Below are 13022 nucleotides of genomic sequence, written 5' to 3' on the forward strand. Positions count from 1 at the left end.
GGCCAGGGCACAAGCGGATGCGGGAGCGCCCCCCTTTTGCCGCAAGCGCCCTCGCTCTCAGGTCAGCCAGACCACGAGAGACCAGAGGCTGGCCAGCACCGTGGGATAAAAACTGCCCGCAAACCCCAGTGCCCGCAGCGGCGGCGACAGGAGATAGCCGATCCAGAACAGCAGCCGCATCAGCGCAAACCCAAGCCCCAGCGCGATCACCACCGCGCCGCCGAGCGTCACTGCCACAAAGGGCCAGAGCAAGAGCGCGATCAGCAATTGCTCGCCGGTGTTGCGCAGCACCCGTTGGGCGATATCCTCGCTCGAGCCCGGAACAAAGGCCCCGCCGTCGATGATCGCATCATCAAAGAAGCGCCGCGTGGCGAGAAAGCCGATCATCGCCACCATCACCAGCCCCGGCGCCACAAAGGCACCGGGCAGCGCCAGTGGCGCCGGAATATAGGGCAGTTGCAACCACAGCGGCAGGGCGATCAGCACCAGCCCCCAGACCCCGCCCCCCGCCATGCCGAGAAGGATTTGCGCCCGTTTCCCCATGACCGTTCAGCCCCGCGCGGCGCGGATCAGGCCGAGAATATTCTGCGCCGCCTCGGGGATATTGGTGCCGGGGCCAAAGATCGCCTTCACCCCCGCCTGATAGAGGAAATCATAATCCTGCTGCGGGATCACCCCGCCACAGATCACGATGATATCGCCCGCCCCCTCGGCCTTGAGCTCCGCCACCAGCTGGGGTGCCAGCGTCTTGTGCCCGGCGGCCTGGCTGGAGATCCCCACCACATGCACATCATTGTCGATCGCGTCCTGCGCCGCCTCGGCGGGGGTCTGGAACAGCGGGCCGACATCAACGTCAAAGCCGATATCGGCAAAGGCGGTGGCGATCACCTTGGCGCCGCGGTCGTGACCGTCCTGACCCATCTTGACCACCAAAAGACGCGGGCGGCGGCCTTCCTCCTCGGCGAAATCCTCGATGCTCTTCTGGATGGCGGCAAAACCCTCGTCGCCCTCATAAGCGGCACCATAGACCCCGGCGAGGGTTTTGACCTCGGCGCGGTGGCGGCCAAATTTCTTTTCCATTGCCATGCTGATTTCCCCCACGGTGGCCCGGGCGCGGGCTGCTTCGACGGCTGCCTCAAGCAGGTTGCCGCCCTCTGATGCGCGGCGGGTCAGCTCGTCCAGCGCGGCGACGCAGGCGGCCTCGTCGCGACTGGCGCGGATCTGCTCCAGCCGGGCGATCTGGCTCTCGCGCACCTTGACGTTATCGACGTCGAGAATGTCGATCGGATCTTCCTTCTCCTTGCGGTATTTGTTGACGCCGACGATCACCTCTTCGCCGCGGTCGATCATCGCCTGACGGCGGGCGGCGGTTTCCTCGATGCGCAGTTTCGGCATGCCGGAGGCGACGGCCTTGGTCATGCCGCCCATCTCCTCGACCTCCTGCATGAGCGCCCAGGCCTTGTCGATCAGCTCGGCGGTGAGGCTTTCGACGTAATAGCTGCCCGCCAGCGGATCGACCACATTGGTGACGCCGGTTTCTTCCTGCAAAATCAGCTGCGTATTGCGCGCAATTCGAGCGGAGAAATCGGTCGGCAGGGCGATCGCCTCGTCGAGCGCATTGGTGTGCAGCGATTGCGTGCCGCCCAGAACCGCGCTCATCGCCTCGTAAGCGGTGCGGATCACGTTGTTATAGGGGTCTTGCTCTTGCAGGCTCACCCCCGAGGTCTGGCAATGGGTGCGCAGCATCTTGGAGCGTTCGCTCTGGGCGCCGAATTCCGTCATCACCCGATGCCAGAGCGTGCGGGCGGCGCGCAGCTTGGCGGACTCCATGAAGAAATTCATGCCGATGGCAAAGAAGAAGCTGAGCCGCCCGGCGAATTTATCGACGTCCATACCCGCCTCGATGGCGGCTTTCACATATTCGCGCCCATCGGCCAGCGTATAGGCCAGCTCCTGCACCAGGTTCGCGCCCGCCTCCTGCATGTGGTAGCCGGAGATCGAGATCGAGTTGAACTTCGGCATCTGGTTCGACGTATATTCGATGATGTCCGAGATGATCCGCATCGAAGGTTCGGGCGGATAGATATAGGTGTTGCGGACCATGAACTCCTTGAGGATGTCATTCTGGATGGTGCCGGAAAGCAGCGCCTTGTCGTGGCCCTGCTCCTCGCCCGCGACGATGAAGCTCGCCAGGATCGGCACCACGGCGCCATTCATCGTCATCGAGACCGAGACCTGATCCAGCGGGATGCCGTCAAAGAGGATCTTCATGTCCTCAACGGAATCAATCGCCACGCCCGCCTTGCCGACGTCGCCCATCACCCGCTCGTGGTCGCTGTCATAGCCCCGGTGGGTGGCCAGGTCGAAGGCAACCGAGACCCCCTGCTGACCGGCGGCAAGGTTGCGGCGGTAAAAGGCGTTGCTTTCCTCGGCGGTGGAAAAGCCAGCATATTGGCGGATGGTCCAGGGACGACCGGCATACATGGTCGCCTTGACGCCCCGGGTGAAGGGGCCAAAACCGGGCATCGTGCCCATATGGTCAAGGGCCGCGGTGTCCTCGGCGGTATAGAGCGGCTTGACCTCGATGCCCTCCAGGGTCTGCCAGGTGAGATCCTCCAGCGCGCGGCCGCGAAGTTCTTTTTCAGCCAGCGCCTGCCAGTCGTCCGGTGTCTGGGTCATGGGGTAATCCTCTTGTCAGGTCATCGCGCGGCGGGCGGCCCGTCGCGGCGGTGGGAATGGTGATGGCGTCCGCTTTTTTCGGATCTTCCACCAGGTCCGCGAGCCCGTCGGCACCGCCAACGAGCCACATCATATCGTCGTAGTAACTCTCGCGCAGGGCGGAGATTTCGCCCGCCGAGAAGGGCATCCAGCGGCCATCGCCCTCGGGCAGCTGCGCGGCAATGCTTGCGGGCAGATCGGCGCGCAGGGCGGGCAATTGGGCGCTGGTGTTGAGCTTAAAGCCGCCGCGCGCCACCGGGCAATCCACCCCTGTGGCCACCGAAAGCTGGGCGTGGGGCTGGCTGGCAAAAACCTCATGCGCAAAGACCCGGATGCGGGCGCCGGGCATGGCGCAGTAGATGTCCTGAATGACATCCCGCCAGCTGCGCCGGGCGGCGGCCATCCGCGCCAGCAGCCGCCCGTTGGGCAGGCGCTGGGAATGTTCCAGCTGCATCGCCAGGGCCGAGGCCCAAAAGCTCTCCGGGCTGCGGATGTTCAGCATCACATCGGTGATCGCGCCGTCAAACCCATGGTCGAGCCGCGCCAGCCCCTCGCCCGCGCCGGAATAGAGCGCGCCGTCGGTGAGGCAACGCTCCAGTGAGCCCAGCAAGGCGGCATCCGAAATGACCAGCGCCGCCGTGCCCGCGTCGCGCTGTGCGCGCAGGCTCAGCGCGATACGCCCGCGCGCGCGGCGCATCGGATCGCGCCGGCCAAGCGAAAGCCCGCCGGGCTGGATGCCGTGCAGAAGCCCCGCACGGGTGCGCTCCGGACCGAGGCAGGCAATGCCATATTGCGCCAGCTGATCGCCCTTGCGGGACATATAATTCTGGAAACTGCGGCTGGCGCAGCGGTGGGCACCTATATGCAAAATGACTTTCATCGCTGAACCTCCTGGCGCGGGACATGCGCATGAGGCGAGAATGGCGCAAAAGCCGTTCCAACTTGCTTAATGAAAGATGATTTTTTTGTGCCTTTCCCGGTTTCAGCGGTCGCATTTACGCTGGGATCACATATATTTGCGTCTAGAGGAGTGCCTATGACATCAATCATCCGCCTGACCCTGGCCGCCCTGATGGCGCTGACCTCGGCGCCGTTGCTGGCGCAGGAAATCGCGCCCGGAGCACCGCTGCAAACCCTGCCCCCGGAACCGGCGGCGGATCCGCTGCCGGCGGTGGTGATCAACGACGGGTATGACATCGACCTTGATGCATATCGCTGGACCCATCGCCCCGTGGTGGTCTTTGCCGACAGCCCGGCGGATCCGCGATACCACGAACAGATCCGCGAGCTGATGCAGGACCCTGAGGCGCTGGCGCGGCGGGATGTGATTGTGTTTGTCGATACCGACCCGAGCGCCCGCTCCGCCCTGCGCAAGAAGCTGCGCCCGCGCGGCTTCATGCTGGTGCTGATCGGCAAGGATGGCGGCGTGAAGCTGCGCAAACCCCTGCCCTGGAGCGTGCGTGAAATCAGCCGCAGCATCGACAAGACGCCCACCCGCCTGCAAGAGGTGGAAGAACGCCGCAGCGCGCCGGGGAACTGATCTAGCTGCTGCGCCCGCGGGAATAGAACATGCGTTTGTTGCGCCGGTCGAAGATCGCCATGAAGCGACGCTCCGGCGCGTAGAGCAGCACCGAAGTGGGATCGAGCAGCGCGTTGAAATAGGCCTCTTCCATCTCCACCGCCATGCAATCCTTGCCACTGGTGCCCGAAGAAAGCACCCCAAGCCCCATTGGCAGGTCCTGCGACATGATCTGTTCGGTCACCGCCGTGGGGGAGGTATTGGCGATTTCGAAGGCGACCGCGCGCCCCTCGGAGATCGCGCGCATGCCGGACTCCACATCGCGCACCTTTTTCACCATCGAACTGATGCGCGTCGCCTTGATCGCAAAGAGCGCGGCGGTGCAATTGACCCGGGAGTGGAAATAATAGGTCTCGCCCAGCTTGACCCAATCCTGCAACTGCGCGCGCACCTCTTCCTCGTGATCGAGGCTGCATGCCGACACTCCCAGCGGCAGGCACAGCGCCAGCACCCTGAGAAGGCGCGCCGGGGTCACGCGCGGACGGAACAGGGCCAGGACGGGGAAAGGCACAGATCAAAACTCCAGCAACAGGGGCACGCACCCGAGCCCGGCCCGCAGCGCGGGCCAGATGTGCGTTTCTGCCGACCCTAGGAGCGGAGGCTTCAGAAAGGTTTAACAACACCCCTATAGCGTGATGATTTTGCGCCGATTTTCGCCCATAGCCCGCCACCGCCGCAGCCCCGGAGGGAGGCGGCTGGCGCAGCGGGGATATGGGGCGAAAATCGGTCATGCGTCACTCGAATTCGATGATCACATCATCCACCGCGAGGCTGTCGCCGGCGCTGGCGTTGATCTTGGCGACGGTGGATTTTTTCTCGGCGCGCAGGATGTTTTCCATCTTCATCGCCTCGATGGTGCAGAGCGCCTGACCTTCCTGCACCTCCTGACCGACCTCGACGTCGATCTTGACCACCAGCCCCGGCATCGGGCAGAGCAGCATCTTGGAGGTATCCGGCGGCAGTTTTTCCGGCATCAAAGCAGCGAGTTCGGCCTGACGCGGGCGGCGCACATGCACCTTGAGATCGGCGCCGCGGCTGCGAATGCGGAAGCCCTGGGTGATCTTGTCCACCTTCAGCACCAAGGGCGCGCCGTCGGTATCCACATGGGCCAGCAGATCGCCCGGCGTCCAGTCGGAGGTCACGCGGATTGCGCCTTCATCCTCGAACACGACGGTTGCGCCCTCGGGGTCGGCCTTGACGACCAGCGGATAGGTCTGGCCGCCCAGCGTCACCACCCAGGAATTGCCGACGCGGCGTTCGTGATTGTCCATCCGGCCCGACACCTGGGTGCGGCGGATCTCGGCCAGGCGGTGCATGGCGGCGCAGGAGGCGGCAATGCGTTTCAGCTCCGCCTCGGGCAGGTCCACGCCCTCAAACCCATCGGGGTATTCCTCGGCGATAAAGGCGGTGGTCATCTCGCCGGAGATGAATTTGGGATGATCCATCACCGCCGAGAGGAACGGCAGATTGTGACCGATGCCTTCGACCTCGAAACTGTCAAGCGCGATGCGCATCGCCTCGATCGCCGCATCGCGGGTCGGCGCCCAGGTGCAGAGCTTGGCGATCATCGGGTCGTAATACATTGAAATCTCGCCGCCTTCATAGACGCCGGTGTCATTGCGCACGACCACATCGCCCGCAGCACCCGCGGCCACACCGGGGCTGTAGGCCTCGGTTTCCTGCGGCGGGCGATAGCGGGTCAGACGGCCGATGGAGGGCAGAAAGCCGCGATAGGGATCCTCGGCATAGAGCCGGTTCTCGATCGCCCAGCCGGTGAGCGTGACATCCTCCTGGGTGATCGACAGCGGCTGACCGGCGGCAACGCGGATCATCTGCTCGACCAGATCAACGCCGGTGATCAGCTCGGTGACCGGGTGTTCCACCTGAAGACGGGTGTTCATCTCCAGGAAATAAAAGTTCTTTTCCCCATCGACGATGAATTCCACGGTGCCCGCAGAGGCATAGCCCACCGCCTTAGCCAGCGCGACCGCCTGTTCACCCATCGCGCGGCGGGTCGCCTCGTCCAGAAAGGGGCTCGGCGCCTCTTCCACCACTTTCTGGTTGCGGCGCTGGATCGAACATTCGCGCTCGCCCAGGTAGATGCCATTGCCATGGCCGTCACAGAGCACCTGGATTTCGATATGGCGCGGCTGGGTCACAAATTTTTCGATAAAGATGCGGTCGTCGCCAAAGGAGCTGGCGGCCTCGTTCTTGGAGGATTGGAACCCCTCGCGGGCCTCCTCGTCGCTCCAGGCGATGCGCATGCCCTTGCCGCCGCCCCCGGCGGAGGCCTTGATCATCACCGGATAGCCGATCTCGTTGGAGATTTTCACCGCCTCCTCGGCATCCGCAATCAGGCCCATATAGCCGGGCACGGTGCTGACGCCGGCCTCCTGCGCGATCTTCTTGGAGGTGATCTTGTCGCCCATCTTCTCGATCGCACCCACCGGCGGGCCGACAAAGGCGACGCCCTCGGCGGCCAGCGCCTCGGCGAATTTGGAGTTCTCGGAGAGGAAGCCATAGCCCGGATGTACCGCCTGCGCGCCGCTTTCGCGGATCGCGGCCATGACCTTGTCGATCACGATATAGGATTGATTGGCAGGCGCCGGGCCCACATGCACCGCCTCATCCGCCATCTGCACATGCAGCGCCTGCTTGTCGGCGTCGGAATAGATGGCGACCGTCTGGATCCCCATCTTGCGCGCGGTCTTGATGACGCGGCAGGCGATTTCCCCGCGGTTGGCGATCAGGATCTTGTCAAACATCGGCTGTCCCTTGTGGTGAAAGTGGTCTGAATTGAGCATGTGAACGGCGCATGCAAAAACGCCGCCCGGGGACCAGTGATCCCCAAGCGGCGTCTTGCCCGCATCCAAGCGAGAGGTCAGATCTGCGCGGGGTTGCCCCCGCGCCCGAAGCGCGCTTAGCAGCGGCCCGGATTTTCCTGACAGTAAATGAGGTTGCCCGCGGCGCCGACAGCGGCACCGGTAACGAGGTTGCCGTTGAGCACCGCAGCACCCGCGGCCCCTGCGCCCGCGCCATAAAGCGCCTGTTCACCGGTGGTGTCGCCACAGGCGGCAAGGGTGGCAGATCCTGCAAGCAGGGCAGCAATGAGTGATTTACGCATCTAAATGCTCCTTTGGATCGAAAGATGTTATTGCACATCAATGTGTTCCAAAATCGCGGCGCGTCCAGCCCTGCTTTGATCATATATCGGGATTGGGCGATGGATCGCGCGTAAATCCCCCGCAAACGGCGAGGTTTCGCCCACCGGGATGCCCGCGCCCGGCACGGGATCACAGCCGCGTGAGCCTTGCTTGTATCGCCGCAGCCGCCCACCAAGGGCAAAGCCAGCGGGCTGGGGATCTGACCGGATTGAACAAGAGCCAAGTGAGCGCCAAAAGCGGGCAGCTGACACTGGGGGGTGCGCAGCTGCCCAGTCAGGTTTTGGGGCCAGAAACACAGCCAGAAGGGACGAAATGGCTGTTTAGGCTGCCTCAGCCTGTCAGCCCCGCGCCCGCTTGCATAGCGCCCGACCGGCCCTGCGCCGTTTTCAGCAGCCTTACGCGCATTTCGCGCAGTCACCGGCGGAAAGACGCCAGGTCGCGACAGGGGCGCATACGGCTGCGCGGCTTTTCGCCGCCCGCCTGGCCCGATATCGGTCATATGACGCCTATTTTCCATCACTTAGCCCTCGAAGGCCTCGGGGAAGGAGCGGCGCGCGGCCTCGACGTCGATCACAAGCAGCGACTCGTAGCTTTCAGGATCAAAGGGATCGTCAACCGGCAGGACCTCGCGCCCGAACAGCCAGCTGAGCCGCCCTGCATCAAGATTGCCCCGCTCGAAAGGTTGATCGCCAAAGGCCTCGACCAGCGCCTTCATAAAGCCCGCATCGGCGCGCTTGTCGGCGGGTTTGCGGTCGCGGAACCGCTCGCGCCGGGTGATCGGCGTGACCCCTTTGGGGTTGGGGCGGCGGATAATGAATTGGAAATCAGTGCCCGGAAGACGGCCGGGAAAGCCGCGATGTTTCAACATGAGAGTGCCTCCGGTCCGGCACCCCGCAGGTCGGAAAGGTCCGGCCACAGGGCCGGACCCCAGTGGTGATTACTTGTATTTGCCAGTGTAGACCGGCTCTTGCGAGATCGGCTCGGGCTGGACCACGACGTATTCTTCTTCCTTGGCTGCGCAAGCAGACACGGCTGCCAGAACGCCGGCGAATGTGATGAGTTTGAAGCTCTTGGACATGTCAGTCTCCTAAGATCCTTGATAAAACCTGCACGGGTCGCAACCCGCAACTCTGCCGGCCGATGCGGACAAACCGCCACCGACCCAGGCGCATATTTGCGTCCCGCGCGCAGCATAGCGCCATTATCGGCGGGAACATATGGGTTTTCCCACGCTTTGCGCATCAGAGTGGCGAAAAACGCAGAAAAACGCTGATGCTGTGACGGAAGTGCCATCAAAACCCCTCCCAGACGCAGGTGTCATCGGCGATCCGATAGGTTTCAAAGAATTGCGTCGCCTCAGGCGCGCTGGTGCCAAAGGGCACCGCACGATCCGCAAGCGAGATCACCACCCGCGCGGGGCTGATCTGGTGATGCGCCACATAGGGCAGTGCCAGCCGCGCGCAGAGATAGTCGATATCTTCAGCGCTGTCGCCCTGCTCGGTCTGGCCCGCAATCTGGGGCGCGACAAAGCGAAACCGCGCCCAAAGCGCCCCGGGGGCCTCGTCCAGCAGCACCTCTGAGAGGGTCACAGGCTGGCCGGAGGGCACCGGGATCATGGGGGCATCCGGGCTCGGGGGCTGCGCGTTGATCTGCGAATTGGCCTGTTCACTGGCGGCCGCGGCAGCGCCGCTCAGCAGGCAGGCACAGAGACCGGAAAGCCCGATTGCAGAGACAAGCCGCGCCACAACGCCGCGTCGATCAACCCAGGACTGTAGAGGTGATTTGGTCAAAATACCGCAACCCCGACCCCAATCAGATTGGGCTCCTCCTGCCGGGGTTGCGGGCGCTGCGCCATTGGCGCGCGCTGATCTCGTTTTAACTGATCGGGAGCATGCAACCGATTCGGGTCTCTTGTCAAACACTGTTACAAATTTGTGCAATTTCCCCGTCGCCTGCCCGGTCGAGCGGCGAAATGAGGATAGTGCGACACCCCATTGGTTGAACGCAGAAGAAACCCGCACGCAAAGCGAGAGAAACAGTCCGATTTTGCGATGACCTTGCGTCATTCAAAGCACCTTCTTCGACCGTTTCGCCTGCGCCACCCAACGGTCCCGCCGCGCCGGGCTCTCCAACAGCGCAGCGATCTCTGCCGCCAGACCCGGCGCCACCGGCGGCGCAACACGGCCTCCAGCCTCAACGCGAATCGCCTCACCCTGCCGCGTCAGACGCACCACCGGCGAGAAGCCCCGCACCCGCTGCAACGCGCGCCAGAGGTCCTGCCGCACCTGATGCGCCAGCCGCAGCGGATCGCCCTGCGGTAGAACCGTGGAGGCCACCACGTCAAACCGCGCGGGGCGCTCACGGCTGAGCGTCAGCTCTCCTTCCGCGCGCGAGATATGCCAGCGAGATGCCATAGACCTGCCCCTACAGCGGAATATTGTCGTGTTTCTTCCACGGGTTTTGCAGCTTCTTGCCCCGCAGCGAGGCAAAGGCGCGCGCCACCCGGCGGCGGGTTGACCGGGGCTGGATCACCTCGTCGATAAATCCGCGCTCGGCGGCGACAAAGGGATTGGCAAAGCGGTCCTCGTAATCCTTGGTATGGGCGGCGATTTTCTCCGGGTCGTTGAGATCGGCACGATGGATAATCTCGGTCGCGCCCTTGGCCCCCATCACCGCGATCTCGGCGGTGGGCCAAGCGTAGTTGAAGTCACCGCGCAAATGTTTGGAGGCCATCACATCATAGGCGCCGCCATAGGCCTTGCGGGTGATCACGGTGACCTTTGGCACCGTCGCCTCACCATAGGCAAACAGCAGCTTGGCGCCGTGTTTGATGACGCCGCCATATTCCTGGGATGTGCCCGGCAGGAAGCCCGGCACGTCCACAAAGGTCAGGATCGGGATCTCAAAGGCATCGCAGAAGCGCACAAACCGCGCCGCCTTGCGGCTGGAGTCGATATCCAGACAGCCCGCCAGCACCATCGGCTGGTTCGCCACCACCCCCACCGTCTGCCCCTCAAGGCGCAGAAAGCCGGTGATGATATTCTTGGCAAAGTCTTGCTGGATCTCGTAGAAATCGCCCTCATCCGCGACCTTGTGGATGAGCTCCTTCATGTCATAGGGCGTATTGGCGTTTTCCGGGATCAAAGTATCCAGGCTGTCCTCGATCCGCGCGGGATCGTCAAAGAAGGGCCGCACCGGCGGTTTTTCACGGTTATTGAGCGGCAGGAAATCGACCAGGCGGCGCACTTCGGCCAGCGCCTCGACATCGTTTTCAAAGGCGCCATCGGCAACGGAGGATTTCCGGGTATGGGTGGAGGCGCCGCCCAGCTCCTCGGCGGTGACCTGCTCGTTGGTGACGGTTTTCACCACATCGGGGCCGGTCACGAACATATAGGAGCTGTCTTTGACCATAAAGATAAAGTCGGTCATCGCTGGCGAATAGACCGCGCCACCGGCGCAGGGCCCCATGATGACCGAGATCTGCGGCACCACCCCGGAGGCCATGATATTGCGCTGGAAAATCTCGGCATAGCCGGCCAGCGCATCGACGCCTTCCTGAATACGCGCGCCGCCGGAATCATTGAGCCCGATCACCGGCGCGCCGTTTTGCATCGCCATATCCATGATCTTGCAGATCTTTTGCGCATGCGTCGCCGAGACCGAGCCGCCAAGCACGGTGAAATCCTGACTGAACACATAGACCTGACGGCCATTGATGGTGCCCCAGCCGGTAACCACGCCATCGCCCGCAGGGCGGTTTTCCGGCATCCCAAAATCGGTACAGCGGTGGCTGATGAACATATCGAATTCTTCGAAACTGTCCTCATCCAGCAACAGCTCGATCCGCTCGCGCGCCGTCAGCTTGCCGCGGGCATGCTGGGCGTCGATGCGTTTCTGTCCACCGCCAAGGCGCGCATCTTCGCGGCGCGCTTCGAGTTCGGCAAGGATATCCTTCATGGCAAATGCCCCCTGATCGTTTTGGGCCCACTGTGTCAAACAGAGTTGAACCGAGGTCGTTGCGCCGCAGACTAGCCTGCCGCCGCCGCTGCCCCAAGGCAAATATCGCAAATTTGCAAATTCAATGCAGAGGCCGGTCGCAAACCTGAAAATTTGCTAACCTCATCTCCCGCCACGGCGCGCCATTGTACCCCGAGATGTACCGCTAAGACGGCGGTGGTGGACTCTGTTCCGGCGCGCGACTAAACAATTCACAGGTAAACTATTTGAGATCCCCCCTCGTGTCCCAGCAAGAGCCCGTGCTTCCACAAAACCCAGCCCATCGCAGCCCGCCCACGGTCTGGACATTGATCCTGATCTCGGGCCTTTCGGCCTTGGCGATGAACCTGTTTCAACCCTCGCTGCCAAACATGGCGAGCTATTTCGGGGTGGAATACCGGCTGATGTCGCTGACGGTGCCGCTGTATCTGGCGACCAGCACGGTGGTGCAGATCCTGATCGGCCCGGTGTCGGATCAGATGGGGCGGCGGCCGGTGATGATGGTATCGCTGGTCCTGTTCCTGCTGGCGACATTGGGCTGCGTGTTCGCCCCCACGGCGGGGGTCTTCCTGGGCTTTCGCATGGCGCAGGCGGTGGTGGCGACCTGTATGGTGCTGAGCCGCGCGGCGGTGCGCGACATGTATGAAGGCCCCAAGGCCGCGAGCATGATCGGCTATGTCACGATGGGCATGGCCGTGGTACCGATGCTGGGGCCAGCATTGGGCGGGCTGGTGGATCAGGCCTTTGGCTGGCATGCGAATTTCTGGCTGCTTTTCGGCGTCGCCGCGCTGACCTTGATCCTGTTCTATTTCGACTTCGGCGAGACCGCCAAGGGCAGCGGCAAGTCCTTGCTGGCGCAGTTTCAGGAATACCCGGAGCTTTTGCGCTCGCCGCGGTTCTGGGGCTATTCGCTGGCCGCGGGCCTGTCAGCGGGCAGCTTCTTTGCCTATCTCGGCGGCAGCCCCTTTGTCGGCTCCGAGGTCTACGGGCTGGGGAGCGCCGAGCTGGGGCTCTATTTCTCCGCTCCGGCCTTGGGGTATTTCGTCGGCAACTTCCTGTCAGGGCGGTACTCAGAGCGGATCGGCATCAATCGAATGGTGCTCTGGGGATCGGTGGTCAATGCGATCGGCGTCGGAACCTCGCTGTTCATTGCGGTGGCCGGGATGGATACGGTCTGGAGCTTCTTTGGCTTTACCTGTTTTGTCGGCCTGGGCAATGGCATGGCGATCCCCTGCGGCACCAGCGGCGCCATCAGCGTGCGCCCGCATCTGGCGGGCACGGCCGCGGGGCTTTCCTCGGCGATCATGATCGGCGCCGGCGCGGGCCTGAGCGCGATCGCCGGCTGGCTGCTGGTGCCCGGCTCCACCGCGCAACCCTTGCTGGCCATCATGTGGGCCAGCGGACTTTGCGGGCTGGTTTCCATCCTGCTGGTGATCCGGCGCGAAAGACGGCTGCGCCTGGCCGCATAAGGCCCCGCGCCCGTCTCGGTTCTGTTATAAACCACCCCGCCAAACTGAATCCCTCCGCCAGGAGGGATTTCGCTTCGGGCATAGCCCGAAGCGACC

13 protein-coding genes are annotated in these 13022 nt (G+C 63.4%); 2 read left to right on the plus strand and 11 right to left on the minus strand.

Annotated features, from left to right (window positions below; genetic code table 11):
- Positions 1-57: 57 nt before the first annotated feature.
- Genes HCZ87_RS16580 through HCZ87_RS16590 form a run of 3 tightly spaced genes read right to left on the minus strand, consistent with a single transcriptional unit; the run spans position 58 to position 3598 of the window.
- On the minus strand, positions 58-543 hold the full coding sequence (locus HCZ87_RS16580; RefSeq protein WP_167645499.1) for an MAPEG family protein: 486 nt from the start codon (positions 541-543) through the stop codon (positions 58-60).
- Positions 544-549: 6 nt separating this feature from the next.
- On the minus strand, positions 550-2679 hold the full coding sequence (scpA, locus tag HCZ87_RS16585; protein ID WP_167645501.1) for a methylmalonyl-CoA mutase: 2130 nt from the start codon (positions 2677-2679) through the stop codon (positions 550-552).
- On the minus strand, positions 2642-3598 hold the full coding sequence (locus HCZ87_RS16590) for a hypothetical protein (RefSeq protein ID WP_167645503.1): 957 nt from the start codon (positions 3596-3598) through the stop codon (positions 2642-2644). The genes scpA and HCZ87_RS16590 overlap by 38 nt, the downstream gene beginning before the upstream one ends.
- Before the next feature lie 156 nt (positions 3599-3754).
- On the opposite strand from HCZ87_RS16590, the gene HCZ87_RS16595 reads away from it, so the two are divergent.
- Positions 3755-4258 (plus strand): DUF4174 domain-containing protein, encoded by a 504-nt coding sequence (locus HCZ87_RS16595; protein WP_167645505.1) that lies wholly within the window; start codon positions 3755-3757, stop codon positions 4256-4258.
- Between the two features lies 1 nt (position 4259).
- Here the strand turns inward: HCZ87_RS16595 and HCZ87_RS16600 are convergent, their stop codons facing one another.
- From HCZ87_RS16600 to HCZ87_RS16635, 8 genes are all read right to left on the minus strand, one after another.
- Entirely contained in the window at positions 4260-4808 is a 549-nt protein-coding gene (locus tag HCZ87_RS16600) for a hypothetical protein (RefSeq protein WP_167645507.1), read from the minus strand.
- Between the two features lie 223 nt (positions 4809-5031).
- The gene (locus HCZ87_RS16605; protein WP_167645509.1) at positions 5032-7062 is read right to left on the minus strand and encodes an acetyl/propionyl/methylcrotonyl-CoA carboxylase subunit alpha; all 2031 of its coding nucleotides are present in this window, start codon (positions 7060-7062) and stop codon (positions 5032-5034) included.
- Positions 7063-7217: 155 nt separating this feature from the next.
- Positions 7218-7421: a hypothetical protein gene (locus tag HCZ87_RS16610; RefSeq protein ID WP_167645511.1), complete on the minus strand. Its 204-nt coding sequence runs from the start codon at positions 7419-7421 to the stop codon at positions 7218-7220.
- Positions 7422-7981: 560 nt separating this feature from the next.
- Positions 7982-8329: a hypothetical protein gene (locus HCZ87_RS16615; protein WP_167645512.1), complete on the minus strand. Its 348-nt coding sequence runs from the start codon at positions 8327-8329 to the stop codon at positions 7982-7984.
- A 69-nt stretch (positions 8330-8398) separates the two neighbouring features.
- Positions 8399-8539, minus strand: a complete 141-nt coding sequence (locus HCZ87_RS16620; protein ID WP_167645514.1) for a hypothetical protein — start codon at positions 8537-8539, stop codon at positions 8399-8401.
- 214 nt (positions 8540-8753) lie between these two features.
- Complete coding sequence (locus HCZ87_RS20835; protein WP_254868678.1) at positions 8754-9251, minus strand: DUF6497 family protein; 498 nt, start codon at positions 9249-9251, stop codon at positions 8754-8756.
- Between the two features lie 276 nt (positions 9252-9527).
- Positions 9528-9875, minus strand: coding sequence for a hypothetical protein (locus tag HCZ87_RS16630; protein WP_167645518.1), 348 nt, complete (start codon positions 9873-9875; stop codon positions 9528-9530).
- 10 nt (positions 9876-9885) lie between these two features.
- Entirely contained in the window at positions 9886-11418 is a 1533-nt protein-coding gene (locus HCZ87_RS16635; RefSeq protein ID WP_167645520.1) for an acyl-CoA carboxylase subunit beta, read from the minus strand.
- Positions 11419-11717: 299 nt separating this feature from the next.
- Here HCZ87_RS16635 and HCZ87_RS16640 point away from each other — a divergent pair, with 299 nt between their 5' ends.
- Positions 11718-12926: a multidrug effflux MFS transporter gene (locus HCZ87_RS16640; protein ID WP_167645522.1), complete on the plus strand. Its 1209-nt coding sequence runs from the start codon at positions 11718-11720 to the stop codon at positions 12924-12926.
- The last annotated feature ends 96 nt before the right edge of the window (positions 12927-13022 follow it).

Origin of the sequence: Phaeobacter sp. HF9A (genome assembly GCF_011806385.1) — a bacterium.
In the GTDB taxonomy this organism is placed as follows: Bacteria; Pseudomonadota; Alphaproteobacteria; order Rhodobacterales; family Rhodobacteraceae; genus Epibacterium.

What these genes read in the sequence shown, in the direction of transcription:
- HCZ87_RS16580 (WP_167645499.1), bottom strand. Translation starts at nt 543, where the DNA reads ATGGGGAAACGGGCGCAAATCCTTCTCGGCATGGCGGGGGGCGGGGTC.
- scpA (WP_167645501.1), bottom strand. Translation starts at nt 2,679, where the DNA reads ATGACCCAGACACCGGACGACTGGCAGGCGCTGGCTGAAAAAGAACTT.
- HCZ87_RS16590 (WP_167645503.1), bottom strand. Translation starts at nt 3,598, where the DNA reads ATGAAAGTCATTTTGCATATAGGTGCCCACCGCTGCGCCAGCCGCAGT.
- HCZ87_RS16595 (WP_167645505.1), top strand. Translation starts at nt 3,755, where the DNA reads ATGACATCAATCATCCGCCTGACCCTGGCCGCCCTGATGGCGCTGACC.
- HCZ87_RS16605 (WP_167645509.1), bottom strand. Translation starts at nt 7,062, where the DNA reads ATGTTTGACAAGATCCTGATCGCCAACCGCGGGGAAATCGCCTGCCGC.
- HCZ87_RS16610 (WP_167645511.1), bottom strand. Translation starts at nt 7,421, where the DNA reads ATGCGTAAATCACTCATTGCTGCCCTGCTTGCAGGATCTGCCACCCTT.
- HCZ87_RS16615 (WP_167645512.1), bottom strand. Translation starts at nt 8,329, where the DNA reads ATGTTGAAACATCGCGGCTTTCCCGGCCGTCTTCCGGGCACTGATTTC.
- HCZ87_RS16620 (WP_167645514.1), bottom strand. Translation starts at nt 8,539, where the DNA reads ATGTCCAAGAGCTTCAAACTCATCACATTCGCCGGCGTTCTGGCAGCC.
- HCZ87_RS16630 (WP_167645518.1), bottom strand. Translation starts at nt 9,875, where the DNA reads ATGGCATCTCGCTGGCATATCTCGCGCGCGGAAGGAGAGCTGACGCTC.
- HCZ87_RS16635 (WP_167645520.1), bottom strand. Translation starts at nt 11,418, where the DNA reads ATGAAGGATATCCTTGCCGAACTCGAAGCGCGCCGCGAAGATGCGCGC.